Genomic DNA, 24,787 nt, shown 5'->3' on the forward strand with positions numbered 1-24,787 from the left:
TTGCCGCCGGAGAAGAGGATCACCGGCTTCTCGAACTCGCCCGCCACCTCACGGAAGATATGGACCGCCTCGGACTCCAGCGCGTCCAGGTGGGAGAGGGTGTACGGGGCGCCCGTGCTCTCCTCGAGTGTGGCAACGGTCGTCATGCCAGTCCCCTTTCGCTGAGCAGGGCGTACACGGACGCCGCGGACTCCCGCACGGTCTGGTGCTGCGACTCGATGCGCAGGTCCGGCGTCTCGGGCTCCTCGTAGGGGTCGTCCACCCCGGTGAGCCCGGTCAGTTCGCCCGCGGCCTGCTTGGCGTACAGGCCCTTGACGTCCCGTTCGCTGCACACGTCGACGGGAGTGGCGACATGCACCTCGACGTACGACGTGCCACCCACCTCGTGCCGCTTGCGCACGGCGTCCCGGCTGTCGGCGTAGGGCGCGATCACCGGAACGAGTGCCTTGACGCCGTTGCGGGCGAGCAGTTCGGCGACGAAGCCGATGCGCTGCACATTGGTGTGCCGGTCCTCGCGGCTGAAGCCGAGGCCCGCCGAGATGAACTCGCGGATCTCGTCGCCGTCGAGCACCTCGACGAGGTGGCCCTCCTCGCGCAACCGGTCGGCCAGTTCGTACGCGATGGTGGTCTTGCCCGCGCTCGGCAGACCCGTGAGCCAGACGGTGGCTCCGGTGGTCACGGCATTCTCCTGGGGTGTCTCGGGGATCGGGTGAAGGGCATTGTTCACCTGAACGGCGCCGGCGGTCATCCGTGCAGTCCGCACTCGGTCTTGGCCCGGCCCGCCCAGCGGCCCGCGCGCGCGTCCTCGCCCTCGAGGGTGCGGCGGGTGCAGGGGGCGCAGCCGACGGAGGCGTAACCGTCCATCAGCAGCGGGTTGGTGAGCACGCCGTGCTCGGCGACGTAGGCGTCCACGTCGTCCTGGGTCCAGCGGGCGATGGGGGAGATCTTCACCTTCTGGCGCTTCTCGTCCCAGCCGACGACCGGGGTGTTCGCCCGCGTGGGTGACTCGTCGCGGCGCAGTCCGGTCGCCCAGGCGAGGTAACCCTTGAGCCCTTCCTCGAGCGGCTTGACCTTGCGCAGGAAGCAGCACAGGTCGGGGTCGCGGTCGTGCAGCTTGGGGCCGTATTCGGCGTCCTGTTCGGCGACCGTCTGGCGGGGGGTGAGGGTGATGACGTTGACGTCCATCACGGCCTCGACCGCGTCGCGGGTGCCGATGGTCTCCTCGAAGTGGTAGCCGGTGTCGAGGAACACCACGTCGACGCCGGGCATCGCGCGGGAGGCGAGATGGGCGACGACGGCGTCCTCCATGGAGGAGGTCACGCAGAAGCGCCTGCCGAAGGTGTCGGCGGCCCACTGGAGGATCTCCAGCGCGGAGGCGTCCTCCAGGTCGCGGCCCGCCTGCTCGGCGAGCGCCTTGAGATCGTCGGTCGTGCGGTCCTCTGACTGTCGCTGAGCCGTCGTCATATCTCGTCCCCGTCCGTGGTCTGGTGCCGAAGGCCCCGGGCCAGCAGGCCCAGGAACTTCAGCTGGAATGCGCGGTTGCACGCGGCGCATTCCCAGGCGCCGTGGCCCTGCTCGCTGGGTCGCAGGTCCTCTTCGCCGCAGTAGGGGCAGTAGAAGGGGGCGGCCCGCTCGCTCATGAGAGGGCCTCCTCGGACGCGCGGGCGACCCAGGTGGCGAACCGCTCGCCGTCCTCGCGCTCCGCCTGGAAGCGCCGGACGACCCGCTCCACGTAGTCGGGCAGCTCGTCGGCGGTGACCTTCAGGCCGCGCACCTTGCGGCCGAACCCGGCCTGCAGGCCGAGCGCGCCGCCGAGGTGCACCTGGTAGCCCTCGACCTGGCGGCCCTGGTCGTCGAGGACCAGCTGGCCCTTGAGACCGATGTCCGCGACCTGGATACGGGCGCAGGCGTTCGGGCAGCCGTTGAGGTTGATGGTGATCGGTTCGTCGAAGTCCGGGACCCGGCGCTCCAGTTCGTCGATGAGGGAGGCGCCGCGCGCCTTGGTCTCGACGATGGCGAGCTTGCAGTACTCGATGCCGGTGCAGGCCATGGTGCCGCGCCGGAACGCGGACGGCCGGACGGTCAGGTCGAGCGCCTCCAGCTCCTCCACGAGGGAGTTCACCTGCGCCTCTGCCACGTCGAGCACGATCATCTTCTGCTCGACGGTGGTGCGCAGTCGGCCCGAGCCATGGGCCTCGGCCAGCTCGGCGATCTTGGTGAGGGTGGCGCCGTCGACGCGGCCGACGCGGGGGGCGAAACCGACGTAGAAGCGGCCGTCGCGCTGCTGGTGCACGCCGACGTGGTCGCGCCAGCGCTCCACGGGCTGGGCGGGGGCGGGTCCGTCGACGAGCTTGTGCCCCAGGTACTCGTCCTCCAGGACCTGCCGGAACTTCTCCGGGCCCCAGTCGGCGACCAGGAACTTCAGGCGGGCGCGGTTGCGCAGCCGACGGTAACCGTAGTCGCGGAAGATGGAGATGACGCCCTCGTAGACGTCCGCGACCTCGTCCAGCGGGACCCAGGCGCCGAGCCGGACGCCGATCTTGGGGTTGGTGGACAGTCCGCCGCCCACCCACAGGTCGAAGCCGGGGCCGTGCTCGGGGTGGACGACACCGACGAAGGCGACGTCGTTGATCTCGTGGGCCACGTCGAGCAGGGGCGAGCCGGAGATCGCGGACTTGAACTTGCGGGGCAGGTTCGAGAACGCCTTGTTGCCGATGATCCGGCGCTGGATCTCCTCGATGGCCGGGGAGCCGTCGATGATCTCGTCCGCGGCGATCCCGGCGACCGGCGAGCCGAGGATCACCCGGGGGGTGTCGCCGCAGGCCTCGGTGGTGGACAGGCCGACGGCCTCCAGGCGGTCCCAGATCTCGGGGACGTCCTCGATGCGGATCCAGTGGTACTGGATGTTCTGCCGGTCGGTGATGTCGGCGGTGCCCCGGGCGAACTCCTGCGAGATCTCGCCGATGACGCGCAGCTGCTCGGTGGTGAGACGGCCGCCGTCGACGCGGACGCGGAGCATGAAGTACTTGTCGTCCAGCTCCTCCGGCTCCAGTACGGCGGTCTTGCCGCCGTCGATGCCGGGCTTGCGCTGGGTGTACAGGCCCCACCAGCGCATCCGGCCGCGCAGGTCGTTGGGGTCGATGGAGTCGAAGCCACGCTTGGAGTAGATCGTCTCAATGCGTGTCCGCACATTGAGACCGTCGTCGTCCTTCTTGAACTGTTCGTTGCCGTTGAGCGGGGTGAAGTGACCCACGGCCCACTGACCCTCACCGCGGTGACGGCTCACCTTGCGGCGGGAAGTCGCGGCGGCAGGGTTCTGCGGGGTGGCGGCCATGGTGGATACGTCCTTCGGGACAGGCGGAAGCGGCTCTGACCTGCGCATACGGGCGCATGGAAGCATGCTCGCGCAACGTTGCGCGGGGAGGCTGGGAAGCTGGGTGTCGGCGGTGCTGCGGGGCGGTCAGCTCGCCGGACAGATGGCGCTGGACATGCGGCCGAGATCGACGTGACGTCGACTCACCAAGGCGATTCCAGTTCCAGACATGACGGCAGCGTGTCATGGCGATCTGGACACAGTCCAGCTTCGTCCATGATGTGGACATACTTGTCTCACCTTGCAAGACAGGTATGTCCTTCGTCACATGGCGCGTCCGCGCCCTTGTCGACGCAGGTCAGAACGGCTAGGGCGAACCCCAGGCGCCCGGCCAGGGGCCGGGGGAGGCGACCTCCGGCTCCTCCTCCACCTTGGTGTCGAACAGCTTGAAGCCCCGGCGCTGGTAGTTGGCCATGGCGTGCTCACCGTCCTTGCTGCACGTGTGCAGCCACACCCGCTTCGTGCGCGCCAGCCCGGGCCAGCGGTCCGCGAGATCCCAGGCGCGGGCGGTGCCGTACGACAGCAGGTGACCGCCGATCCGGCGCCCGCGGAAGGCCGGAACCAGCCCGAAGTAGACGATCTCCACGACCCCGTCGTCCTGCGGCTCCAGCTCCACGTATCCCGCGGGCGTGCCCCGGTCGTAGGCGACCCAGGTCTCCACCCCCGGCCGGGTCAGGTGCTCCCGCCACCGGGCGTGGCTCCAGCCGAGCCGGTCCACCCAGGCGATGTCCTGGCCTACGGAGGCGTACAGGAAGCGGCTGAACTCGGGGGAGGGCACCTCGGCGCGGACGATCCGCACCTCGCCGTGGGGGGCGGCGGCGGGCAGGAGGTCGCCCGGGGCGGTCTGCTCCAGGGACCAGGTGGTCACGGGGATGTTCGGCATGCCGGAAATCATGCGGGAAAGGGAACCATCTACTCCAGCGAGCTGTCGATCGTGTTCAGGGGCAGCGCGAACAGCACCCGCCCCGACTGCGACCAGACCTCGCCGGTCTCCGCCCACAGGGACAGCGACTGCGCGGACCCGCTCCAGCACAGATACGTCCGGTCCGCGCCGCACCGCGCGGTGCGGATGCCGTCGGTGTCCTGCCGCCACAGCGAGCCGTGGCCCGCGGGCCCGTCGCTCTCCCTCGCCAGGTACCAGCGGGACCGTGCGGTCCCCGGCGCGCGGTGGGAGAGGACGCCTCGCACGTCGGCCACCCGGGTGGCGTAGGCGGCGTCCGGGTGGGCCGTACCGTCCGGGGAGGTGGCGAGCAGCCCCATGCGGGACCGCTCCCCGCTGAAGGAGTAGCGCCACAGCCCGGTGGGCCGCTCGTCGTCCCCCGCGACCGGACCGCTGGCGACCAGGCTGTCCGGGGCGGTGCTGCGGTCCAGGGAGACGGCCGCGAACCGGGCCTCGTCCCCGGTCAGCCGGTACGCGCCCACCGCGGGCAGCACATAGCGGTCGCCGTCCGCCGCGAAACCGCCGGGGACCCGGCCGACCGCGTCGGCGTCGACGTCGGTGCGCTGGATGCGGTCGAGGTCGCAGACGTACAGCGAGCGGCCCTCGTCGGCGGTGACCAGCAGCTTGTCCTCGTACCAGACGAGACCGGAGACGTCGGAGCCCAGGGCGCGGTAGTCCCGGCCGTCGTCGACCGGCACGACGAGCATGGCCCAGGTGTACGTCAGCCGGTCGGGGTCGCCCGCGTCGACGAAGGCGATCCTGGCCTGGTCGTCGCCGCCCGCCGTCCGGCTCCAGCCGGAGAGGATCACCCGGTTGGCGCCCCAGCGGCCGTCGTCGTCGGCGTCTCCGGAGGTGGTGACCGCACCGGCGCTCGCCGTCCGGGTGTCGTCGGCGTGCCAGCAGTACGCGCGTGTGGCGGCCGGTTCGACGGGCAGCGCCTCGCGCTCGTCGGAGGAGCAGTCGTCGGCGGTGCGCAGGGTCCGGTCGGCGTCGGCGAGGACCGTCCCGACACCGACGGGTTCGCCCATCGCGTCGGACAGCCGGTCGAGGCTGCGGCGCGGGACGAGGTCCTCGCTCAGCCGCAGCGGGGCGGTGGCGTCGGCGGCGGTGAGCGGCTTCAGCGCGCCGGGGTCGTCGGCGACCGTGGCCTGGGAGGTGCTGATCAGCGCGGCGGCGGCGGTCAGCGCGAACGCCGTGGAGGCCAGCGCCGCGCGCAGCGCCCGGCCGCGTCTGCGCCGACGGTGTCTGCCGCGATACGTCATTCGTCCTCCCGACGCGCCAACTGCGTCCGCTGATCCGTACGTTGACCGAGGAGCAGATGGGGTGGCCCTTAGGGATGCTACGGCAGGGGGCCGCGGTGGCGGACGAAGACCCCGGAAATACCCGGAACCCGGGCCGGGGCCGGAGGGGCTCAGCAGGGCGCCACCCGTCCGGTCCGGGCGCGCACCACGGCGGGCGCCGTCGAGTGCGGCAGCAGGTCAGCGGGGTCGTCGGGAAGCCTCACCTCGACCCGGGCGGCATCGCAGAAACGATACGGCCGGTGTTCCAGAAACCCCCCGAGGTATCGACGGACCCGGGACATCTCCGCCCGCGCCGTCACCGTACGTGACGGGTCGCCGAACAGATCCCCGGCGAGCTGCGCGGCGCTGCGCCCGGACCGGTGTTCGGTCAGTACGAACAGCAATTCGGCGTGCCGCGGGCTCAGTTCATGGGTCCACGTGCCCACGCCGTCGGCCACCGTCACCGACCACGGGCGCGGCCGGGCCAGGTCCAGCACGATCCGCACCGCCCCGGACGGCCGCGGCTCGTCGGTGGGCCGCAGCAGCCACCCCCCGGCCAGCGGCTCCACCGAGCACATCCCCAGCGCGGGCAGCAGCCGCCGCCCCGGCGCCAACGACACCGGCAGCGCGACCCGGTTCGGATACGGCATCCCCGTCACCGCCGCCGTCCAGCCGTCCCGGTCGACCACCAGCGCCCGCCCGGCGACCCGTGCCAGCACCGGCGCGCCCACCGCCCGCAGCCGCTCCAGCGACGCCGAGTGCATCTCCCGCAGCCGTGCCTCGGCGAGCTTGGCCACCGAGTCCACCCAGGCCAGCGTCGCCGGGTGCATGGTCTCCAGCGGCCCGCTCACATCCACGACCCCGAGCATCCGGCCGTCGCGCGGATCGTGCACGGGCGCACCGGCGCACGTCCACGAGGTCTGCGACCGTACGAAGTGCTCCGCGGCGAACACCTGCACGGGCCGCCCCACCACCGCCGCGGTCCCCACGCCGTTGGTGCCGACGACGCTCTCCCGCCAGTCCGCGCCGAGCAGGAACCCGAGCCCGTCCGCCTTGCGCAGTACCGCCGCGCTGCCCTCACGCCACAGCACCCGGCCGTCCGCGTCCGCGACCACCATGATGTGGCGGGCGGCGTCCGCGACGGACACCAGCCCCTCCCGCAACACGTGCAGCACCTGCCGCAGCGGTGTCTCGGCACGCCGCCGCCGCACCTCCGCCGCGCTGAGCAGCCCCGAACGGAAGTCGTGCTCGGGATCGACGCCGCCGCGCAGCATGCGCTTCCAGGACTCCTCGATGACCGGGCGGGGTGCCACCCGCGCGCGCCGCCCGGCCAGCGTGGCCTCCCGCACCTCGCTGAGCACCCGTGCCGCGTGCGCCGTGTCGGCGGCGGCGAGTCGCGTCATCTGCAACGGCGGGTACGCCACGACGATCCTCCGGCGGTGATCCGGTTCCGGTGTGCTGACCGACTGTTCATGGTTCCTCTCATACTGGCCGCCCCGGCGTGGCGGAGGGGCACAGTCCGGTCACAGACACCACCAAGTTGCAACCCCTTGCAACCCTGGATAACAGGCCAACGCTGCTTGAAACTTGAGCAACGCCGCCGATGCGGCGTCCGTGGCCTGCTACGGGCCAGCTGGGCGGGGGTGGTGCCGTGTCGGCGCAGCACCACCCCCGCGCACGGTGACCCGACACCCGCGTACGGACAGCGCGTTCACGCCACCGGGCGGGCCCGCTCCACCACCGACGCCAGGTCCAGGGTGTGCGGCAGGGTGCCGAAGGACGCGCCCCAGTCGCCGCCCAGCCGTGACGCGCAGAACGCGTCGGCGACCGCGGGCGGCGCGCACCGCACCAGCAGCGACCCCTGGAGCACCAGCGCCAGCCGCTCCACCAGCCGTCGCGCCCGCGCCTCCACCCCCTCCAGATCCGCGAGTTCGGTGAGCAGGCCCTTGATCGCCGCGTCCAGCCGGTGATCCGCGCCCCGCGCAAGGCCGATCTCCCGCAGACACGCGTCCAGCGCCTCCGGCTCCCGCCGCAGCGCCCGCAGCACGTCCAGCGCCTGGATGTTGCCCGCGCCCTCCCAGATCGAGTTCAGCGGCGACTCCCGCACCAGCCGCGGCAGCCCCGACTCCTCGACGTAGCCGTTGCCGCCCAGGCACTCCGCGGCCTCCACCGCCACCGGCGCACACCGCTTGGTCACCCAGTACTTGGCCGCGGGCACCGCCAGCCGCAGCAGCGCCCGGTCCTGCTCACTGTCGCTGTCGTACGCCGCCGCGAGCCGCAGCGCGAGCGTGGTCGCCGCCTCCGACTCCAGCGCGAGATCGGCCAGGACGTTGCGCATCAGCGGCTTGTCCAGGAGCTTCCCGCCGAACGCCTCCCGGTAGGCGCAGTGGTGCGCCGCCTGCGCCACGGCCTGCCGCATCAGCCCCGCCGAGCCCAGCACACAGTCCAGGCGGGTCGCCGCCACCATCCCGATGATGGTCCGCACCCCGCGCCCCTCCGCGCCCACCCGGCGCGCCCAGGTCCCGTCGAACTCGACCTCGGCGGAGGCGTTCGACCGGTTGCCCAGCTTGTCCTTCAGCCGCTGGATGAGGAACGTGTTGCGGGTGCCGTCCGCCAGCACCCGCGGCACCAGAAAGCAGGTGATCCCCTCCGGCGCCCGCGCCAGCACCAGGAAGCCGTCCGACATCGGTGCCGAGCAGAACCACTTGTGCCCGGTCAGCTCGTACGTGCCGTCCTCCGCGAGGGGCCGCGCGGTCGTCGTGTTGGCGCGTACGTCGCTGCCGCCCTGCTTCTCCGTCATGCCCATCCCGAACAGCGCCCCCGCCTTCGCGTGGGCGGGCCGCAGCTCACGGTCGTAGACCGTCGACGTGAGCCGGGGCTCCCACTCCGCCGCCAGCTCCGGGTCGGCGCGCAGCGCGGGCACCGCCGCGTGGGTCATCGACAGCGGACAGCCGTTGCCCGCCTCGACCTGCGTCCACACCAGGAACGCCGCAGCCCGCCGCACATGCCCCCCGGGCCGCGACCAGGCGGCCGTCAGCCCCGCCGCCACGCCCTTGCCCAGCAGCCGGTGCCAGGACGGATGGAACTCGACCTCGTCGATCCGCTGGCCGTACCGGTCATGTGTCCGCAGCCGCGGCGGGTACTCGTTCGCCAGCACCCCCCATTCCTGCACCTGCACCGAGCCGGACGTCCGCCCGAGCGCCGCCAGCTCGCTTCTCGCCTCGTCCAGCACGTCCCCGTCGACGTGCCGCTCGACCGCCTCGACCAGTGCCCGGTCGGCACTGAAGACGTCGTATCCCACCAGCGGCGGGGCCTGATTGGTGACGGTGTGGGTGGTGCGTGCCATGTCCCGCAACCTACCCCGTGGTACGCAGAAGGCACCTACGGCCCGCTCCGCCGCCATCCGTGCCGGTCCGGCGGGGGGTGAGGGATGAGCGGGGGCCCGCGCGGCGGATACCTTTGGCTCGTGCAGCCAGCAAGAGAACAACCCCCCGAGCGGCCCGCCGGACCCCCCGGACGGCCCATGGGGCTTCCTGATCGCCCCTCGGGACCACCCCCCGGACCGTCCGCGGGTGCCACGGGGCTCCCCGGGCAGCCCTCGGGCCGTCTCCACCGTGCCCGGGCGCTCTACCGGAACGTCTCCAAGCGCAGGACCGCCTGGCTGCTGCTGAAGGACACCGTCAACTCCTGCATCGAGTACCGCATCCTCGGCCTGGCCGCCGAGGCCGCGTTCTTCACCCTGCTGTCCGTGCCGCCGCTGCTGCTCAGCCTGATCGGCCTGCTCGGCTACGTCGACGACTGGACCGGCACCGACACCATCAGCAGCCTGGAGACCAACCTCCTGGAGGCGTCCCGCACCGTCCTGTCCGACAAGGGCGTGGACCAGATCGCGCAGCCGATCCTCGACGACGTGATGAAGGGCGGACGGCCCGACGTCATCTCCATCGGCTTCCTGTTCGCCGTCTGGTCGGGCTCCCGCGCGGTGAACGTCTTCATCGACACCATCACCGTCATGTACGGCCTGGACGGCGTGCGCGGCATCGTCAAGACCCGCCTGGTGGCGTTCGCCCTGTTCATCGCCGCCCTGCTGATCGGCTCGGTCGCGCTGCCCCTGATGGTCGCCGGGCCGGACGCGGTCGTACGGATCCTGCCCTGGTCGACCACACTGGTCCAGGTCCTGTACTGGCCGGTGGTCATCGTCCTGTCCGTCGCCTTCCTCACGACCCTGTACCACGTGTCAGTGCCGGTGCGCTCCCCGTGGATCGAGGACGTGCCGGGCGCCCTGGTCGCGCTCGGCATGTGGGTGCTCGGCAGCTTCCTGCTCCGCATCTACCTCACCAACACCGTCGAGGGCGCCACCATCTACGGCTCCCTCGCCGCCGCCGTCGCCGTCCTGCTGTGGATCGGCGTGTCCGCCTTCGCGGTGCTCGTCGGCGCGGCCGTCAACGCCGCCATCGACCGGGTCTGGCCCGCCGCCGCCACCGCCGCCGCCCGCGCCGCCAACGAACGCGTCCGCGAGGCCCAGGTCGCCGAGTACGTCGCCCGCGCCGCCGCCGCGCGGGAGGCCGCCGACCCCGACGACCCGGACGACCCGGACATGCCCTCCGAGTTCCCGGAGCGCTGGTCCCGCTTCCTGCCGCCGGAGGATGTGACGGGACGCTTCCGCACGCATGCGAAGAGCACGCCGAAGGGGGAGGGGGAGCCCGGGGCGCCGGAGAGGTGAGCGGCCCGGCGGCGGTCCCCGTCAGGGCTTCCAGGCCCCCGCCCCCGCCGCCTCCGCCGCGAACACGGCGAAGTCCCGGGGCTCCCGGCCAAGGACCCGGCGCACCCCGTCCGACAGACGGGCGTTGCGCCCGTCGAGGAGGGTCCCGAAGACACCGGTCAGGAAGGCGGCCTCCTCGTCCGGCACCCCGAACCCGGTGAGCCGCTCCCCGTAGTCCCGCGCGGGCAGCGACCGGTACGTCAGCTCCCGTCCCGTCGCCCGCGCGACCTCCGCCACCGCCTCCCCGAAGGTCAGCAGCCGCGGCCCGGACACCTCCACCACCTCACCCGCGTACCGGTCACCCTCCGCCAGCACGGCCACCACCACGTCCGCGATGTCCCGCACATCGACGAACGGCTCCGGCACCGCACCGCCCGGGAACACCAGCCCCCCGCTCAGCCGCAGCTCCTCCGCCAACGGCCCCTCACTGAAGTTCTGCGCGAACCACGCGGCCCGTACGACGGTCAGACCGGCACCTGACTCCCGTACCGCCTCCTCCGTCGCCACGGCCTCCGGCTCGCCGCGCGCCGACAGCAGCACCAGGCGCCGTACCCCCAGCGACACCGCCTCCCGCGCGAGCATCCCCATCGCGCGGGTGGCCGCCGGGGCGCCCACGTCGGCGGGGTGCACCAGATACGCGGCGTCGGCGCCGCGCAGGGTCTCCGCCCAGCTCTCTGGGGCGTCCCAGTCGAAGCCCCGCGCGCGGGAGGCGGCCCGCACCCGCCACCCGGCCGCCCGCGCGGCTTCGGCGACCCGCCGTCCGGTGCGGCCGGTGGCGCCGGTGACGACGACGGTGATGGGCGTGCCCGGTGTGTTCTGCGTCTTCTCGGTCATGTCGGCCAGTCAACCGGGGTGCCGCGCACGGGCCCATCGCTGAACGGCTCGTTCCCATAAGCGCGCGTCTACGCTGAGGCCATGGACGCACTGGCAGGCCTGCTGGAGGGCCCACGCGCGCGTGGCGCGTTCGTCATCCGGGCGTGCTTCGACCCGCCGTGGAGCGTGCGCGTCGAGGACCGCGCGCCGCTGTCGGTGATGGTGGTGGTCCGCGGGGACATGTGGGTGGTCCCGGACACGGGGGAGCGGGTGCGGCTGCGGGCCGGTGACCTCGCCATCGCGCGCGGCCCCGACCCGTACACCTGCGCCGACGACCCGGACACCGCGCCGCAGGCCGTGATCCTGCCGGGCGGCGAGTGCGGCTACCCCGACGGCCGCCCCCTGAACGGCTCGATGGACCTGGGCGTGCGCGCCTGGGGCGACCGCCCCGACGGCGCCACGTCGCTGCTGATCGGCACCTACCTCTGGCCCGGGGAGGTCGGCCGACGGCTGCTCGACGCCCTGCCGCCGCTGCTGACGCTGCCCGCGGACGACTGGAACTGGCCGCTGTCCCCGCTCCTCGCGGACGAGGTCACCCGCGACGAACCCGGCCAGGAGGTCGTCCTCGACCGGCTCCTCGACCTGCTGGTGATCGCGGCGCTGCGGGCCTGGTTCGCCCGCCCCGAGGCCCGGCCGCCAGCCTGGTACCGGGCGCTGGCCGATCCGGTGGTGGGCAGGGCGCTGCGGCTCCTCCAGGACGACCCGGCGCACCCCTGGACGGTGGCCGCGCTGGCGGCGAAGGCCGGGGTGTCGCGGGCGGCGCTGGCCCGCCGCTTCCACGACCTGGTGGGCGAGCCGCCGATGACCTACCTCACCCACTGGCGCCTGGCCCGCGCCGCCGACCTGCTCCGCGACACCGACGCCACCCTGGAGGCCATCGCCCGCCAGATCGGCTACGGCAGCGCGTTCGCCCTCTCCGGCGCCTTCAAGCGGGTCTACGGCGTGAGTCCGCAGGACCACCGCACGGGCAGGGCGGCCCCGTAGGTCGGCGTAGCCTGGCGTACATGTACGCGGAACGCCGCTCCCGGCTGCCCGGCGCCGTCGTCTGGACGAACACCCCGTCCGCGTCCGGTACCGGACGCGTCCTGCCCGACGGCTGCATGGACCTGCTGTGGCACGAGGGCACCCTGCTGGTCGCGGGCCCGGACACGCGCGCCCACCTCACCGGTGGCGGGCCGACCCGCTGGACGGGCGTCCGCTTCCACCCCGGTACGGCACCGGCGTATCTCGGCGTCCCGGCCCACGCACTGCGCGACCAGCGCGTCCCCCTCACCGACCTGTGGTCCCGGGCGCGGGTCGGCCGCCTCGCGGCCAGGGTGGACGCGGCGGCGGACCAGGCGACGGCCCTGGAGGAAGTGGCCCTGCGCGTCGCCGCGGAGGCCCCGCCCGCCGACCCGGTGATCCCCCGGATCGTCGCCTCCCTGGCCGAGGACCGGCCCGTCGCCGCGACGGCCGACGAACTGGGCCTCAGCACACGCCAGTTGCACCGCCGCAGCCTGGCCGCCTTCGGCTACGGCCCCAAGACGCTGGCCCGCATCCTGCGCCTGCACCGCGCCCTGTCACTGGCCCGCGCGGGCACCCCGTTCGCGGAGACGGCCACCCGCGCGGGTTACGCCGATCAGGCTCACCTCTCCCGGGACGTACGGGAGTTGACGGGGCTGCCGCTGGGTGACCTACTCGGCCGCGGTGGCTAGGGCCTGTCTGACCCGTCCCGCCTGCTCCGCGACGCCATGCACGCCCTCTCGCCGCACCCCCGGAGCACGCACCTGACGCCGCTGAGCCGCCCTTCGGGCGACGACGGGAACGGTCAGACAGGCCCTAGCGGCGCGAACAGGTCCACCGCGTTGCCGTCGGGGTCCAGTACGACGGCGTAGCGCTGCCCCCAGAAGGCGTCCCACGGCTTCAGCTCACCGTGGTACCCGTCCGCCACGAGCCCCTCGTACACGGCGTCCACCTCACCGGGCGTGTCGCACCGCATCACGAGCGAGGCCCGCCCGCCGCCGTCACGCGGCGCCCGCCAACCCGGGTGGAACGACCGCACCGTCTCCTCGGTGTCCAGCAACAACCGCGCCCCGCCGCCCAGTTTGGCCTCGACGTGCGGCTGCTCCTCGGCCCCGTCGGGGAACACCATCCCGAGCCGACGGTAGAAGGCGACAGCGGCGCGCATGTCGGAGACGACCAGGCCTACGGAATCGAATCGTGTACTCATGCGGGCCACGCTAGGCAGCGCGGGGTGCGCGGTCTTGAAGGAATCGGACGCGAGGGCCCGCTCGACCCGGCGCGCCTTGCGGGTACCGTCGCGGCATCCGAGGCAGAAGGAGATCCACCGTGGCCGATCCCGCGTACCTGACCGTCCTGACCACGACCGACGCCGCCGACAAGGCCCGGACGCTGGCCCGCGGCGCCGTGGCGGCGAAGCTGGCGGCCTGCGCGCAGGTCGAGGGCCCGATCACCAGCGTCTACCGGTGGGAGGGCGAGGTGCGGGCCGACCAGGAGTGGCGGGTTCTGTACAAGACGACCACCGAGCGCTACCGGGAGCTGGAGGCCCACATCAAGAGCGTCCACGACTACGACACCCCGGAGATCATCGCGACGCCGGTGACGCACGGGAGTGACGCCTATCTGGCGTGGGTGAGCGCGGAGACGAGCGAGGGCTGACACCGGTGGGGTGTACGGCTGGCGCCTCAGGTCCGACCGCCGCTCGTGGTGCGGCGCAGGCGGCGGACGACCGACCGCAGTTCCGCGACCCTGGCCGGTGACGCCTCGGCGAGCGGTGGCGGTGGGGCGGGGGCGCCGTCCACGGCGGCGTTGGCGGACTTGGAGTCCGCCGCCCACAGGGCGAGTTCAGGATCGCGCGGACCGTATGCGATATGCGGTTCACCGTCGCCGAAGATCTGCACGGGGTGTACGGAATCCCAGCGCCGCCATCCGGGATCCCCGTCCGCCGCGAACCGCACCCACGCCCGGTGCATCGCGTCGGCCAGTTCACGCGGCGCACCCGACCCCGCGAGCTTGGCGGACGCGGGCACCTCGCCGGTGTCGAAGACGAAGCCGAGTTCCAGGGCGTGACAGGCACCGAGGTCCGGCAGCAGGGACGGCCAGGCGAACTCGTACACGTACGAGGCGTCGCCGCGGGCGTCGGCGAGGCGGTGCAGCGGCAACCGCAGCAGATGGTCGGTGACCATCTGACCGACGATCTCCGCCGTACCGGCGTCAGGGTGCAGGGCGCGGTAGCCGCGCGGCACCTCGTGGCCGCAGCGGCAGCGGGCCATCGCCCCGGCCAGCGCGACCGTGCCGAGCCGGTCGAGGCGCTCCAGCAGACCGCCGGGGACCAGCCAGAGGCGGTACTCGTCCCGCGTCCAGCCCATCAGCAGGTCGACGCCCGTCGCCGCCCCGCCGTCCGTCAGCGCCTCCAGGGGGTCGCGCGGGACCAGATCGCCGTCGACGACGATCCCGAAGGCGGGCCCGCCGAGCACCGGGCTGCTCAGCCGCCCCACCTCGGCCTGGGTCCGCAGCAGCAGGTCCCGGTCGACGGCCGCGAACGCCTCGGCGGTCGCCGGGACCTTCAGCCGGGCCGCCATCCGGCGCACCATCCGCCGTACCTTGTCCCGGTCGGAGACCTCCGGCGGCCCGCTCTGCAACACCGCACGCCGCACCAGCCCCCGCGCCTGCGGCGCCGCGAGCAGGGCACCCGCACTGATCGCCCCCGCCGACTGCCCCGCCAGCGTCACCCGGCCCGGGTCGCCCCCGAACGCCTCGATGGACTGGTGCACCCACCTCAGCGCGGCGAGTTGGTCGCGCAGCCCGGCGTTGGCCGGGGCGTCCGGGAACAGGCCGTAACCCTCCACGCCCAGGCGGTAGTTGAGGGAGACCAGCACCACGCCGTCCCGGGCGAAGGGGCGGCCGTCGTACACCGGGACACCGGAGGACCCCCTCGTCAGCGCGCCGCCATGGATCCACACCAGGACCGGCAGCCGGGCGCCCGGGCCGGGTTCCGGGGTCCAGACGTTGAGGTTGAGACAGCCGTCGCCGGGGACGACCGGGTCGGAGAGGTAGCGGTCGAAGGCCTCCGAGTACGGCGGCTTCGGGGCCGTCGGGCCGAAGCCGCCCGCGTCCCGCACGCCGTCCCAGTGCTCCGGCGGTACCGGCGGCCGGAAGCGGCGGGGACCGAACGGGGCGGCCGCGTAGGGGATGCCCCGGAAGACGGCGACTCCCCGCTCGTATCTGCCGCGTACGGCGCCGTACGGGGTCTGGACCACGGGGTTCGTCGGTTCCGCGTCAGCCGTCATCCGTCCACCAGCCCTTCGCCGCGCTCGTGCCCGTCCACCTCAGAGCATCACACCGCGCGAAGGTATTCCGGCGGATTCCGGTGTATTCCGGCAGGGACTACGGCGTGTTCTGGAGCGCGGGCGGCGTGTTTCTGACGGAGGGCTGGCGGCCCGTGAACGGCCATTGGTTCATGGAGGGCCACTGGTTCATGGGTGGCCACTGGTTCATGGAGGGCCACCGGTTCATGGGGGGCTGGCGGTCCGTGGACGGCCACCGGTACATGGACCGCCACCGGTACATGGACGGCCACCCCTACATGCGTGACTGACGGCCCCTGGACGGCCACCGGTACATGCGTGACTGACGGCCACCGCTACCTGCATGGCTGACGGCCCCTAGACAGCCGTAGGCCCATCCCGCTGCCCGGTGATTGCCTCCACCCCACACCGGACCTACCGTAGAAGGCGCTTTCCACACAGGCCGTATGACGCCCCGAGGGAGAAGCATGCCCCGCACCCCGCCACCCCGGGCCGTGTTCGCCATGGACCCCGTGCACCTCCCGCTCCTCTTCCCCGACGCCGTCATGGCGCGGCTCCGGCAGACGGCCGACGTCGACTGCTCCCTCGTCGTCCAGGATCTCGCCGACCCCCGCGCCGCCGCCGCGCTCGCCCGCGCGGAGGTGCTGGTCACCGGCTGGGGCTCCCCGCACCTCGACGCCGCCGCCCTCACCGCCGCACCCGCGCTGCGTACCGTCCTGCACGCCGCGGGCTCCGTCCGCGCCCTCGTCGGCGAGGCGCTGTGGCGGCGGGGCATCAGCGTCTCCAGCGCGGCGGACGGCAACGCCGTACCCGTCGCGGAGTACACGCTCGCCATGATCCTGCTGACCGGGAAGGACGCCTTCGCGCACCGCGAGCGCTTTCGCGCGGCCCACGCCCACCCCGCCCCCGCCCAGACCGCGGCCACCGGCAACCTCGGCCGCCGTATCGGTGTGATCGGCGCCTCGCGCGTGGGCCGCCGCCTGCTCGAACTGCTGCGCCCGTTCGACTTCCAGGTGCTGCTCCACGACCCTTACGTGGACGCCGCGGAGGCCGCCGCGCTCGGTGCCGAACCCCTGCCGCTGGACGAACTCCTGCGCCGCAGCGACACCGTCACCCTCCACGCCCCGGACATCCCCGAGACCCACCACATGCTGGACCGGCGACGGCTCGCCCTGATCCGCGACGGCGGCGTGCTCGTCAACACCTCACGGGGCGCCCTGGTCGACCACGAGGCCCTCACCGGTGAACTGGTCTCCGGCCGCCTCACCGCGGTCCTCGACGTCACCGACCCCGAGCCGCTGCCCGCCGACTCGCCCCTCTACACCCTCCCCAACGTCTTCCTGACCCCCCACATCGCGGGCTCCCTCGGCAACGAACTCGAGCGGCTCGGCCGTATCGTCGTCGAGGAGATGGAACGCCTGGCCACGGGGCTGCCCTTGGCCCACGCGGTCCGTTACGGCGATCTCGCGCGGGTCGCCTGAAACCCCTGACCCCAGCTCAGCCCCGCGCGCCGTACCGCACCTGACTCCCGCCCGGCACGGGCAGGTCCAGCAGCCCACGGATCTCGCCGAGCTGCGTCGCCCCGTCGTGCTCGCCGAGGGACCGCAGATGCCCGAGGAAGGTGTCCACGTCGGAAGCCCGGGCCGCCTGCCGCCAGGAGGCCAGCCCGGCCTCGAGTTCGGTCACCAGTTGGGCGACGGGGCGTTCCGCGCCGGGCAGGTCGGCCTCCTTCAGCAGGCCGATGGTCTCGGCCTGCGCCTCGGCCATGCGCCCGGCCCAGGCGGTGGCACCGGCGAGGTCGTCCCGGGGCCCCTTGGCGGGGCGCAGGACGAGGGCGACGTTCACCGGCTTCAGCGCCTCCAGGAACGACGCCTGGGCGGAGGTGAGGTCGGAGGCGTCACGGCGTACCGAGAAGTCCAGGTCGGCGTTGCCCGGCCGGGCCACCCAGCACAGGACCGTGCGCCGCCCGTCCCGCCAGCCGCTTTCGTCCGGGTGGAAGAAGTAGGTCTGGAGCCGCCCGAAGGCCAGCGGGTCCATCGAGTAGTCGAGGTAGAGCTTCGCGCACCGCGGCCACGCGATCGCGGTGATCCGCTCCCGGCCGGGGAAGGCCCGCCCCTCCTCCAGGGTGAAGGAGGCGTACGCCTCCCCGCGGTGCGGCTGGTCGCACGGTACGACCTCCACGGCGGCGTCGAGCAGCGACGGCGTGCCCTCCTCGGGCAGCGACCCGCTCGGCGTGAAGCAGTCGCCGCTCCGGAGGTCGTCCAGCGTGGTCCAGCCGCCCTCGGTGACCTCACCGGCGTCGCCGCGCGCGGGTGGCGTCCAGACCTTGAGGTCGACCGTCGGGACGGCGACGGCCGCCAGCACGAGTACGGCGCCGGAGACGGAGAGCCCGGCGATCGCCAGCCCCTTGCCGCGCTGTCCGCGCCGGGAGATCTGCCGCAGCGCGATGACGGCGAAGACCAGGCCGAGGGGTGCGAGGCAGAGCAGCGAGGTCACCAAGGCGACGATCGCGAAGGGGTTGAAGGGCGGCGGCTGGGTGGGGGTGTGCGGCGGCCATGGGGGTGCGTCGTGCCATCCGCCCGGATCGCCACCCGGCTGGCCCCCTGGGTCTCCACCCGGACGCCCGCCGGGCTGTCCACCCGGCGGAGGCGGCGGCGGATACGACGGTGGTGGCATCGACATGGCGGCGGGGGCCTTCCGGGCGGCGGCGGTACGGGGTCGCGAGCGAACCGCCCGTCCGGGGCCGTAAGCAGCGGCCCGGGGTTTGTAGTCATTTCCGTGAGGCGGTGTCAAGCAGGGGGACATTCGGGGCGGACGCCTTGAAGCCGCGCGTGCCGGACGCTCAGCCGGGCTCCCGCGGCTCTCCACCACTCTCCGGCGTCTTCCCGTGCCGTTGCGGCATGCCTAGGGTAGATCACGGTAGGAAGCGCTTTCTATCCCGATGGCCCTCGGGCGGGCCGGAGAGGTGGTTCCCGATGGTCCGTACGGGGAGTCCGAGCGCACCGGCCGCCGGGCCGACGCTGGCGGTCGTCGCCCGGGAGGCCGGGGTGTCGGTGCCGACCGCGTCCAAGGTGGTCAACGGTCGGGAGGACGTCGCCCCCGAGACCCGGCGCCGGGTCACGGAAGCGCTGGACCGGCTCGGCTATGTCCGCAGACCCCGCTACGACGCGGCGAAGGCGCCGCGGCTGATCGACCTGGTGGTGCACTCGCTGGACAGTTCCTGGTCGGGGGCGGTGCTGCGGGGGGTGGAGCAGGCGGCGCACGACGCGGGACTGGACGTCGTGGTGTCGGCGGGCCTGGCCCGCAGCCGGGCGGGGCGGCCGGAGCGCGGCTGGCTGGACAAGCTCACGACGCGCGGTTCGGCGGGGGTGTTGTTCAACCTGGCCGAGCTGACCGACTCGCAGTACGCGTGGCTCGAACACCACCGCATCCCCTACGTGATGGTCGACCCGGTACGCGAACCGCCGCCCGGCGTGGTGTCGGTGGGCGCGGCGAACTGGCAGGGCGGGGTGACGGCGACCGAGCATCTGCTGGCCCTCGGCCACCGCCGTATCGCCGTCGTCGCCGGATCCCGGCGCACGCTGTGCAGCGGGGCGCGGATCGCCGGGTACCGCTCGGCGCTGACGTCGGCGGGCCTCGCGGACCGCCCGGAGTACGTACGCCACGCCGATTTCGAGGTGGCCGCCGCCCGCGGCCGTACCCGCGAACTGCTCGACCTCCCCGAGCCGCCGACGGCCCTCTTCGTCTGCTCCGACCGCATGGCGCTCGGCGTGTACGAGGCGCTGGCCGAACGCGGGCTCCGGATCCCCGACGACATCAGCGTGGTCGGCTTCGACGACCTGCCGGAGGCGCGCTGGGCCGCCCCGCCGCTGACCACGGTCCGCCAGCCGCTGTCGGAGATGGCGGCGACGGCGCTGCGCCTGCTGGTGCGGATGATGGACGGCGACCGCCCGGAGAGCACCCGCACCGAACTGTCGACCCGTCTGGTGGAGCGGGCGAGCACGGCACCGCCGGGCGACTGAGGTCAGCCGACCGACCGCCGGACCGCCGCGGCCCAGGCGATACCGCCCCGCAGATGGGCGCGGAAGTCCGGGTCGGCGTAGGCCTCGCTGGCGTGCCCGAGGGCGGTGTAGAAGACCCGGCCCGCGCCGCGCTCGTGGCACCACGCCAGGGGGTGGTCGGCGCCCATCCCGCCGCCCTCGTACGACGACTCGTCGGCGCGCAGCAGGACCCGCACGCGGTCGCGCGGGTTGTCGTGGAAGTCGTACCACTCGTCGGTGAAGTCCCATGCGGCGGGCAGGTGCCCGGTCGCGGGATGGTCACGGTCCTCGACGACGGCCTTGCCCGGCTGGAGGGCGGGGTGCCGTGCGAAGCGGGCGCCGAGGAGGTCGCCGTAGTACGGCCAGTCGTACTCGGTGCAGGCGGCGGCGTGCACGCCGACGAACCCGCCGCCGGACTCCACGTATCCGGCGAGCCGGGTCCGTCCGGCCGGGGTCAGCACCTCGCCGCTGGTGGAGAGGAAGACGACGGCGGCGTAACCGTCCAGCGGGGCCGCGAGCTTCCCGGGGTCCTCGGTGTGGTCGACGTCGAACTCGCCGAGGGTGCGCAGGGCGTCGACGGCGGCGGGGATGGAGTCGTGCCGGTAGTCGGTGGTGCGGGTGTAGACGAGGAGCCTGGGTGCCATGACGGCTGATTCTGTCATCCGCTCCGGCATCCGCTCTGTCCTGTGGTCTCTCGTCCGCTCTGTCCTGTGCTCTCTCATCCGCTCTGTCGGTGCTCTCCCACTCGCCTTGTCATCCGCCCGCGCCCACGTCGTTGTTGGGGGCGCCGTCGCCCCCCGGGGGCAGGTCGCCGCGTTCCACCGGTGCGGTGGGCCGGGCACCGGTCGCGGGCGGCAGGAGGGTGTCGAGTTCATCGCCGGACGGCCGGTGTACGGCGTCGGCGGCGGCGCGCAGGGTGGCGCGCGGGACCGCGGCGTCGGCGCTCAGCCGGATCACATGGCCGTCCTTCGAAAGGGCGTACTCGTGCTGGACGCGGCCGTCGCGGTACCAGGCGTCGCCGTCGCGCTCGCACACCGTCGGACCGCTTCCCAGATCGCCGACGGCTTGCTCCGGGCAGCTCTTGGTGGTCATGGAACCCCGGTCCACGGTGAGGGTGAAGTGGGTGCCGGTGCGCTGTGAGAAGTACGCCGCCGAGAAGCCGTCGTCGCCGGAGACGCCGACGGACTGCTGGGCGAGGGTGAATCCGGGGGCGTCGGTGACGTACACGTGGGCCGGTGCGATGCCCAACGGGCGGGCCCGGTCGGATATCTCGGCGGAACCGGCGGGATCGGCGGCCTGTCCGGCTGCAGGTCGCTGCTCGGTGCCGCAGGCGCTGAGCAGTACGGGGACGGCGATCCACGGCAGGATGCGCACGGCACGGGTGATCATGCGACCCATCCTGCCGTACAAACGTTCCATAGATAGGGGTGGATTGCGCTAACCTCGGCGCCGATGGACACCATTCCCCCGGCGCTGGACCACCTCGTCCTCGCGACCCCCGATCTGGCCGCCACCGTCGCCGACTTCACCGAGCGCACGGGCGTGGTGCCCGCGGCGGGCGGTGTCCATGTCGGGCTCGGCACCCGCAACCACCTGGTGGCGCTGGGCGGGGGCGGCTATCTGGAGATCGTCGGCCCGGACCCGGAGCAGTCCGACCCCGAGGGCCCGCGCCCCTTCGGTGTGGACGGCCTGGCCGGTCCGCGCACGGTGACCTGGGCGATCCGCACGACCGACCTGGACGCCACGATCGCCTCCGCCCGTGCCCGTGGCTACGACCCCGGCCCCGCCATCCCCATGAGCCGCCGCACCCCCGAAGGCACCCTCCTCCGGTGGCGCCTGACCGACAGCGCGGCCCACCCCTCGGGCCTGGTGCCGTTCCTCATCGACTGGGGCACGTCCGTCCACCCCTCCGCCTCGGGCCTGCCGACGACACCGCTCCTGAAGCTGTCGGCGACGACTCCCGTCCCCGAGGAGATCCAGCCGGTGTTGTCGGCCCTGGGCACGGAACTGGTCCTGACTCGGGGGCCGGTGGGGATGTCGTACACCCTGGACACACCGCGCGGTCCGGTCACCTTCGACGCCAGCAGCATCTGCAGGTAGGCGCCGACGTCGGCGGCCAGTCGCGGCCCGCCGTCGCCGGTGACGAACAGGAACGCGGCATGGGGCGCCCCGTAGGAGCCCAGGCTCTCCGCGTCGTAGGCCGCGCGGGCCGTGTGGTCGTCGGGGCCGATGCCCAGCGCTCCGTACGGGTCGGCGCCGGAGGCGGCCCGCCGTTCGTGGTGGACGGGGGCGTACCTGTCCTCGGAGCACGGGCAGTCGGGCGTGACCCGTCGCTCGGCGTGGACCGTTCGCAGGGCGTCGGCCAGACGGTCCCGCCGCGCACCGCCGACAACCTCGACCCGCCCCCGGCTGGCACGGATCCGGTGCGCGGATGCCCGTTCATCGATGCCGCCGTGGAGTTTCCTGACCCGCGGAACGCGGCGCACTCCCATGCCCGCGAACGGAAGCTGCTGATGGTGCGGCTGGTGGCCGAGCAGTCTTCCTGCGGGCCACGAACACCAGCTCCCGACCCGGACGGTCCGGCGCGCCCCGCACGTCCTCCACCGCGAACCCCGCCGCCTCCAGGTCCGCCGCCACCTCCGCACGCTCCCGGAACCGCAGCGTGGAGTCGGAGACGAGCACCTGCCCGTCGTCGTCGAACACGAGGGTCCAGCGGAACGTCACGAACGGGCCGCTGACGTCGGTCACGTCCAGCCAGTTCTCGACCGCGCCGCCATCTGGAAGCGGTGTGACCCGGTGTGTGGCCTCCCGGTTCCACTCCTCCCAGGCCCGCCGCGCCGGATCGCGGGTCTCGAACACCAGCCGCCCGCCCGGCCGCAGGGCGCCGTACGCCCCGCGCAGGGTCCCGTGCCACGTCTCCTGATCGGTGAGGGTCTGGGCGGCGTTTCCCGTCATGGTCGCCAGGTCGACCCGTAGCGGGGGCAGGTCCGTGGCGTCCCCGTCCAGCCAGCGCACCCGCTCGGCGCCCGTCTTGCGCCGGGCCACGTCCAGTGAGGCCCGGGCGGGGTCGACGCCGACGACCTCCAGCCCACGGTCCGCCAGCAGCAGCGCGAACGCCCCCGTACCGCAGCCGATGTCGAGCACGCGCCGTGCGCCGAACTCCTCCACCATGCCCAGATACGCGTCGAGATCGTCCCGTTCGCCGTCGAGGAGGTCGTAGAGGGCGGCCAGCCGCGGGTGCCCGAAGATCTCGTCAACCATGGGGGGACGGTAGGCAGATGGCGCCGGGCGGGCAACCGAGTTGTTCAGCGGATGAGGGAGCGGCCCGTGGGGGTCAGCCGGAGCTGCTGGGGAGGTGCCGTCTGTTCCCGTTCGATGTCCGGGAGGACCGCGTCGCGCAGCAGGGCCGCGGTCTCGGCGGCGTGCTGGCGCCGGGCCCGCTCGGTCGGGTACGAGGCGAAGACGGCGACGGTGTTCTCGCCGGTGCGGACCGGGAGCCGGGGGAAGGTGTTCGGCGCGGTCTCCGTCGTGAGGGCGGCGAGGGGCGCGGGGCCCGTGACGCGTAGGGCGGGCAGGAGGCCGTCCCTGATCAGGGTGGGGCCGACGGCGCGTCCGGGCGGGAAGGACCAGACCGTGGCGGACACGAAGCGGTCCGGTGCGGGCGCGCCGGGTCGGGGCCGTTCGGCCGGGTCGACGGTGAAGCCGCTGCCGGGGGAGAGGGCGCGCAGCAGCAGGACGTCGTCGGAGTCGGTCATCGTCGCGTTGGCCCGGGGGCCGTGCTCGGCCCACGCGGGACCGTCGTAGAAGGACGTCAGGGCGTGGTGACGTGCCGTCATGTCCGGGAAGCCGCGCAGCCAGACGAAGCGGTCCGGGGCGTCGAGGTCACGGAACTGGCCGAGCACGGTCATCCCGGCCTCCTCCTGCGTCTCGATGAACTCGCGGTCGAACAGCTCGACCAACTCCTCCCGTCTGCCGGGACGCAGCGTGTACTGGCGAAGTTCGATCACGGTGGGGCGGCCTTGGCGCACGTGGGGACTCCCGTTCGGTACCGGTGTGGTGGGGCACCGACGCTAGGCGGGCCGTGTGCCAGGTGCTGTCAGGGTTTCCGGCGAGAATGTGCGCATGTCCGCCGGTCGACTGCTGTCGCTGCTGCTGTTGCTCCAGGCCCGTGGCCGCATGTCCGCGCGCGGGATCGCCGAGGAGCTGGGGGTGTCCGTGCGGACGGCCTACCGGGACCTCGGGCGTCTCCAGGACGCCGGGGTGCCGCTGCGCGCGGAACCGGGGCCCGGCGGTGGCTATCGGCTGGTCGACGGTTATCGCACCCGTCTGACCGGGATGAGCGAGGGCGAGGCGCGGGCCCTGTTCTTCGCGGGGCTGCCCGGCCCCGCCGCCGATCTGGGGCTGGCGGCGGACGTGGCGGCGGCGCGGCTGAAGCTGCTCGCCGCGCTGCCGACGGGGCTGCGGGAGGCGGCGGCGCGGACGGCGGAGGTGTTCCACGTCGACGCGCCCGGCTGGTACCGGGAGCCGGAGGAGACGCCGCATCTGCCGCTGTTCGTGGACGCGGTGCTCGACCGGCGCGCGGTGGACGTGCGGTACCGCCGCTGGCGGGCGCCGCAGGAGGTCGAACGTCGTCTGCGTCCCTACGGCCTGGTGCTCAAGTCCGGTACCTGGTACGCCGTCGCCGCCTCGGAGCGCGGGGTCGCGACCTACCGGGTCGCCCGGGTCCTGGACGCCGTACCGGCCGACGAACGCTTCGACCGGCCCGGGGACTTCGACCTGCGTGCCCACTGGATGTCGTATACCGACGACTTCCGGGCTCGTCGCCACACCGGCACCGCGACCGTCCGGCTCTCCCCGCGCGGTCGTCGGCGGCTGCCCGACAACGTCGCCCCGGACGTCGTCCGCGCCGTCGACTCCACCGCGATCCCGGTCGGCGACGAGGGCTGGATCGAGGCGGTCATCCCGACCGAGAGCACCGAGCACGCCTGCGGCGAACTGCTACGGCTCGGCACGGACGTCGAGGTCGTGGCGCCCCCCGGACTACGTCGTGCCATGACCGCCACGGTCGGCCAACTCGCCCGGGTCTACGGGGCCTTGTGAGTCGGCGGGTTTACGGGGCCTTGTGAGTCGCCGGGTTTGCGGCGCCTTGTGAGCCGCCGGAACCTTTCCGCCGCGAGCCCCAGCTCGCGGATGATCCGGTGCGGGTCGGCTA

General features: G+C 73.3%; 26 protein-coding genes and 1 pseudogene. 9 read left to right on the forward strand and 18 right to left on the reverse strand.

What is annotated here, in order from left to right:
- From ACFVQG_RS03935 to ACFVQG_RS03980, 10 genes and pseudogenes are all read right to left on the reverse strand, one after another.
- Window positions 1–146: pseudogene (locus ACFVQG_RS03935) on the reverse strand (sulfate adenylyltransferase small subunit); the annotation flags it as partial.
- Window positions 143–679 carry an adenylyl-sulfate kinase gene (gene cysC, locus ACFVQG_RS03940; protein WP_383376542.1) on the reverse strand — a complete coding sequence of 179 codons (537 nt, stop codon included), beginning with the start codon at window positions 677–679 and terminating at the stop codon, window positions 143–145. The gene cysC and the pseudogene ACFVQG_RS03935, both read right to left, overlap by 4 nt.
- A 65-nt stretch (window positions 680–744) precedes the next feature.
- Window positions 745–1,464: a phosphoadenylyl-sulfate reductase gene (locus ACFVQG_RS03945; protein WP_383376544.1), complete on the reverse strand. Its 720-nt coding sequence runs from the start codon at window positions 1,462–1,464 to the stop codon at window positions 745–747.
- Window positions 1,461–1,640, reverse strand: coding sequence for a hypothetical protein (locus ACFVQG_RS03950; RefSeq protein ID WP_383376546.1), 180 nt, complete (start codon window positions 1,638–1,640; stop codon window positions 1,461–1,463). The genes ACFVQG_RS03945 and ACFVQG_RS03950 overlap by 4 nt, the downstream gene beginning before the upstream one ends.
- Window positions 1,637–3,334: a nitrite/sulfite reductase gene (locus ACFVQG_RS03955; RefSeq protein WP_383376548.1), complete on the reverse strand. Its 1,698-nt coding sequence runs from the start codon at window positions 3,332–3,334 to the stop codon at window positions 1,637–1,639. The genes ACFVQG_RS03950 and ACFVQG_RS03955 overlap by 4 nt, the downstream gene beginning before the upstream one ends.
- Before the next feature lie 126 nt (window positions 3,335–3,460).
- A complete protein-coding gene (locus tag ACFVQG_RS03960) occupies window positions 3,461–3,544 on the reverse strand; it encodes a putative leader peptide (protein WP_309486338.1) in 84 nt (27 codons plus the stop codon).
- A 136-nt stretch (window positions 3,545–3,680) separates the two neighbouring features.
- Window positions 3,681–4,256 (reverse strand): GNAT family N-acetyltransferase, encoded by a 576-nt coding sequence (locus tag ACFVQG_RS03965; protein ID WP_383376550.1) that lies wholly within the window; start codon window positions 4,254–4,256, stop codon window positions 3,681–3,683.
- A 29-nt stretch (window positions 4,257–4,285) separates the two neighbouring features.
- On the reverse strand, window positions 4,286–5,575 hold the full coding sequence (locus tag ACFVQG_RS03970) for a hypothetical protein (protein WP_383376552.1): 1,290 nt from the start codon (window positions 5,573–5,575) through the stop codon (window positions 4,286–4,288).
- Window positions 5,576–5,724: 149 nt separating this feature from the next.
- Window positions 5,725–6,996, reverse strand: a complete 1,272-nt coding sequence (locus tag ACFVQG_RS03975; protein ID WP_383377909.1) for a GAF domain-containing protein — start codon at window positions 6,994–6,996, stop codon at window positions 5,725–5,727.
- Window positions 6,997–7,304: 308 nt separating this feature from the next.
- Window positions 7,305–8,939: an acyl-CoA dehydrogenase family protein gene (locus tag ACFVQG_RS03980; RefSeq protein ID WP_383376554.1), complete on the reverse strand. Its 1,635-nt coding sequence runs from the start codon at window positions 8,937–8,939 to the stop codon at window positions 7,305–7,307.
- A gap of 177 nt (window positions 8,940–9,116) precedes the next feature.
- On the opposite strand from ACFVQG_RS03980, the gene ACFVQG_RS03985 reads away from it, so the two are divergent.
- On the forward strand, window positions 9,117–10,316 hold the full coding sequence (locus ACFVQG_RS03985; RefSeq protein WP_383376556.1) for a YihY/virulence factor BrkB family protein: 1,200 nt from the start codon (window positions 9,117–9,119) through the stop codon (window positions 10,314–10,316).
- Between the two features lie 21 nt (window positions 10,317–10,337).
- On the opposite strand, the gene ACFVQG_RS03990 is transcribed toward ACFVQG_RS03985, so the two are convergent.
- Window positions 10,338–11,189, reverse strand: a complete 852-nt coding sequence (locus ACFVQG_RS03990) for an NmrA family NAD(P)-binding protein (RefSeq protein ID WP_383376558.1) — start codon at window positions 11,187–11,189, stop codon at window positions 10,338–10,340.
- 81 nt (window positions 11,190–11,270) lie between these two features.
- On the opposite strand from ACFVQG_RS03990, the gene ACFVQG_RS03995 reads away from it, so the two are divergent.
- Together ACFVQG_RS03995 and ACFVQG_RS04000 are read left to right on the forward strand one after the other, a co-directional pair.
- Window positions 11,271–12,212 carry an AraC family transcriptional regulator gene (locus tag ACFVQG_RS03995; RefSeq protein ID WP_383376559.1) on the forward strand — a complete coding sequence of 314 codons (942 nt, stop codon included), beginning with the start codon at window positions 11,271–11,273 and terminating at the stop codon, window positions 12,210–12,212.
- Between the two features lie 20 nt (window positions 12,213–12,232).
- Window positions 12,233–12,922, forward strand: a complete 690-nt coding sequence (locus ACFVQG_RS04000) for a helix-turn-helix domain-containing protein (RefSeq protein WP_383376561.1) — start codon at window positions 12,233–12,235, stop codon at window positions 12,920–12,922.
- A gap of 113 nt (window positions 12,923–13,035) precedes the next feature.
- Here ACFVQG_RS04000 and ACFVQG_RS04005 read toward each other — a convergent pair whose 3' ends face one another.
- Window positions 13,036–13,437 (reverse strand): VOC family protein, encoded by a 402-nt coding sequence (locus ACFVQG_RS04005; RefSeq protein ID WP_383376563.1) that lies wholly within the window; start codon window positions 13,435–13,437, stop codon window positions 13,036–13,038.
- 119 nt (window positions 13,438–13,556) lie between these two features.
- Between ACFVQG_RS04005 and cutA the strand changes: the two genes are divergently transcribed.
- Window positions 13,557–13,886 (forward strand): divalent-cation tolerance protein CutA, encoded by a 330-nt coding sequence (gene cutA, locus ACFVQG_RS04010; protein WP_383376564.1) that lies wholly within the window; start codon window positions 13,557–13,559, stop codon window positions 13,884–13,886.
- A 26-nt stretch (window positions 13,887–13,912) separates the two neighbouring features.
- On the opposite strand, the gene ACFVQG_RS04015 is transcribed toward cutA, so the two are convergent.
- Window positions 13,913–15,517, reverse strand: coding sequence for a carboxylesterase/lipase family protein (locus tag ACFVQG_RS04015; RefSeq protein WP_383376566.1), 1,605 nt, complete (start codon window positions 15,515–15,517; stop codon window positions 13,913–13,915).
- 104 nt (window positions 15,518–15,621) lie between these two features.
- Between ACFVQG_RS04015 and ACFVQG_RS04020 the strand changes: the two genes are divergently transcribed.
- Window positions 15,622–15,825, forward strand: a complete 204-nt coding sequence (locus ACFVQG_RS04020) for a hypothetical protein (RefSeq protein ID WP_383376568.1) — start codon at window positions 15,622–15,624, stop codon at window positions 15,823–15,825.
- A 177-nt stretch (window positions 15,826–16,002) separates the two neighbouring features.
- The gene (locus ACFVQG_RS04025; RefSeq protein WP_383376570.1) at window positions 16,003–17,016 is read left to right on the forward strand and encodes a hydroxyacid dehydrogenase; all 1,014 of its coding nucleotides are present in this window, start codon (window positions 16,003–16,005) and stop codon (window positions 17,014–17,016) included.
- 16 nt (window positions 17,017–17,032) lie between these two features.
- Here ACFVQG_RS04025 and ACFVQG_RS04030 read toward each other — a convergent pair whose 3' ends face one another.
- Window positions 17,033–18,217 (reverse strand): septum formation family protein, encoded by a 1,185-nt coding sequence (locus ACFVQG_RS04030; RefSeq protein ID WP_383376572.1) that lies wholly within the window; start codon window positions 18,215–18,217, stop codon window positions 17,033–17,035.
- Window positions 18,218–18,510: 293 nt separating this feature from the next.
- Between ACFVQG_RS04030 and ACFVQG_RS04035 the strand changes: the two genes are divergently transcribed.
- Window positions 18,511–19,557, forward strand: coding sequence for a LacI family DNA-binding transcriptional regulator (locus tag ACFVQG_RS04035; RefSeq protein WP_383376574.1), 1,047 nt, complete (start codon window positions 18,511–18,513; stop codon window positions 19,555–19,557).
- Window positions 19,558–19,559: 2 nt separating this feature from the next.
- Here ACFVQG_RS04035 and ACFVQG_RS04040 read toward each other — a convergent pair whose 3' ends face one another.
- Together ACFVQG_RS04040 and ACFVQG_RS04045 are read right to left on the reverse strand one after the other, a co-directional pair.
- Window positions 19,560–20,219: a ThuA domain-containing protein gene (locus ACFVQG_RS04040; RefSeq protein ID WP_383376576.1), complete on the reverse strand. Its 660-nt coding sequence runs from the start codon at window positions 20,217–20,219 to the stop codon at window positions 19,560–19,562.
- A gap of 109 nt (window positions 20,220–20,328) precedes the next feature.
- Complete coding sequence (locus tag ACFVQG_RS04045) at window positions 20,329–20,964, reverse strand: hypothetical protein (protein WP_383376578.1); 636 nt, start codon at window positions 20,962–20,964, stop codon at window positions 20,329–20,331.
- Window positions 20,965–21,027: 63 nt separating this feature from the next.
- Here ACFVQG_RS04045 and ACFVQG_RS04050 point away from each other — a divergent pair, with 63 nt between their 5' ends.
- The gene (locus ACFVQG_RS04050) at window positions 21,028–21,675 is read left to right on the forward strand and encodes a VOC family protein (protein WP_383376580.1); all 648 of its coding nucleotides are present in this window, start codon (window positions 21,028–21,030) and stop codon (window positions 21,673–21,675) included.
- Between the two features lie 339 nt (window positions 21,676–22,014).
- Here ACFVQG_RS04050 and ACFVQG_RS04055 read toward each other — a convergent pair whose 3' ends face one another.
- Window positions 22,015–22,836 carry a class I SAM-dependent methyltransferase gene (locus tag ACFVQG_RS04055; RefSeq protein ID WP_383376582.1) on the reverse strand — a complete coding sequence of 274 codons (822 nt, stop codon included), beginning with the start codon at window positions 22,834–22,836 and terminating at the stop codon, window positions 22,015–22,017.
- 44 nt (window positions 22,837–22,880) lie between these two features.
- The gene (locus tag ACFVQG_RS04060) at window positions 22,881–23,582 is read right to left on the reverse strand and encodes an NIPSNAP family protein (RefSeq protein WP_383376585.1); all 702 of its coding nucleotides are present in this window, start codon (window positions 23,580–23,582) and stop codon (window positions 22,881–22,883) included.
- A gap of 115 nt (window positions 23,583–23,697) precedes the next feature.
- On the opposite strand from ACFVQG_RS04060, the gene ACFVQG_RS04065 reads away from it, so the two are divergent.
- Complete coding sequence (locus tag ACFVQG_RS04065; RefSeq protein ID WP_383376587.1) at window positions 23,698–24,675, forward strand: helix-turn-helix transcriptional regulator; 978 nt, start codon at window positions 23,698–23,700, stop codon at window positions 24,673–24,675.
- The last annotated feature ends 112 nt before the right edge of the window (window positions 24,676–24,787 follow it).

Source organism: Streptomyces sp. NPDC057877, from assembly GCF_042796855.1.
Lineage (GTDB): Bacteria > Actinomycetota > Actinomycetes > Streptomycetales > Streptomycetaceae > Streptomyces.

Bases quoted from the DNA above. Each gene is read 5' to 3' on its own strand.
- ACFVQG_RS04045 (WP_383376578.1), bottom strand. From the start codon at position 20,964: ATGATCACCCGTGCCGTGCGCATCCTGCCGTGGATCGCCGTCCCCGTA.
- ACFVQG_RS04040 (WP_383376576.1), bottom strand. From the start codon at position 20,219: ATGGCACCCAGGCTCCTCGTCTACACCCGCACCACCGACTACCGGCAC.
- ACFVQG_RS04005 (WP_383376563.1), bottom strand. From the start codon at position 13,437: ATGAGTACACGATTCGATTCCGTAGGCCTGGTCGTCTCCGACATGCGC.
- ACFVQG_RS03985 (WP_383376556.1), top strand. From the start codon at position 9,117: ATGGGGCTTCCTGATCGCCCCTCGGGACCACCCCCCGGACCGTCCGCG.
- ACFVQG_RS03970 (WP_383376552.1), bottom strand. From the start codon at position 5,575: ATGACGTATCGCGGCAGACACCGTCGGCGCAGACGCGGCCGGGCGCTG.
- ACFVQG_RS03990 (WP_383376558.1), bottom strand. From the start codon at position 11,189: ATGACCGAGAAGACGCAGAACACACCGGGCACGCCCATCACCGTCGTC.
- ACFVQG_RS04055 (WP_383376582.1), bottom strand. From the start codon at position 22,836: ATGGTTGACGAGATCTTCGGGCACCCGCGGCTGGCCGCCCTCTACGAC.
- ACFVQG_RS03955 (WP_383376548.1), bottom strand. From the start codon at position 3,334: ATGGCCGCCACCCCGCAGAACCCTGCCGCCGCGACTTCCCGCCGCAAG.
- ACFVQG_RS03965 (WP_383376550.1), bottom strand. From the start codon at position 4,256: ATGCCGAACATCCCCGTGACCACCTGGTCCCTGGAGCAGACCGCCCCG.
- ACFVQG_RS03945 (WP_383376544.1), bottom strand. From the start codon at position 1,464: ATGACGACGGCTCAGCGACAGTCAGAGGACCGCACGACCGACGATCTC.
- ACFVQG_RS04015 (WP_383376566.1), bottom strand. From the start codon at position 15,517: ATGACGGCTGACGCGGAACCGACGAACCCCGTGGTCCAGACCCCGTAC.
- ACFVQG_RS04050 (WP_383376580.1), top strand. From the start codon at position 21,028: ATGGACACCATTCCCCCGGCGCTGGACCACCTCGTCCTCGCGACCCCC.
- ACFVQG_RS04065 (WP_383376587.1), top strand. From the start codon at position 23,698: ATGTCCGCCGGTCGACTGCTGTCGCTGCTGCTGTTGCTCCAGGCCCGT.
- ACFVQG_RS04030 (WP_383376572.1), bottom strand. From the start codon at position 18,217: ATGTCGATGCCACCACCGTCGTATCCGCCGCCGCCTCCGCCGGGTGGA.
- ACFVQG_RS04000 (WP_383376561.1), top strand. From the start codon at position 12,233: ATGTACGCGGAACGCCGCTCCCGGCTGCCCGGCGCCGTCGTCTGGACG.
- ACFVQG_RS03950 (WP_383376546.1), bottom strand. From the start codon at position 1,640: ATGAGCGAGCGGGCCGCCCCCTTCTACTGCCCCTACTGCGGCGAAGAG.
- ACFVQG_RS03960 (WP_309486338.1), bottom strand. From the start codon at position 3,544: ATGTCTGGAACTGGAATCGCCTTGGTGAGTCGACGTCACGTCGATCTC.
- ACFVQG_RS03975 (WP_383377909.1), bottom strand. From the start codon at position 6,996: ATGACGCGACTCGCCGCCGCCGACACGGCGCACGCGGCACGGGTGCTC.
- ACFVQG_RS03980 (WP_383376554.1), bottom strand. From the start codon at position 8,939: ATGGCACGCACCACCCACACCGTCACCAATCAGGCCCCGCCGCTGGTG.
- ACFVQG_RS04025 (WP_383376570.1), top strand. From the start codon at position 16,003: ATGCCCCGCACCCCGCCACCCCGGGCCGTGTTCGCCATGGACCCCGTG.
- ACFVQG_RS04035 (WP_383376574.1), top strand. From the start codon at position 18,511: ATGGTCCGTACGGGGAGTCCGAGCGCACCGGCCGCCGGGCCGACGCTG.
- ACFVQG_RS03995 (WP_383376559.1), top strand. From the start codon at position 11,271: ATGGACGCACTGGCAGGCCTGCTGGAGGGCCCACGCGCGCGTGGCGCG.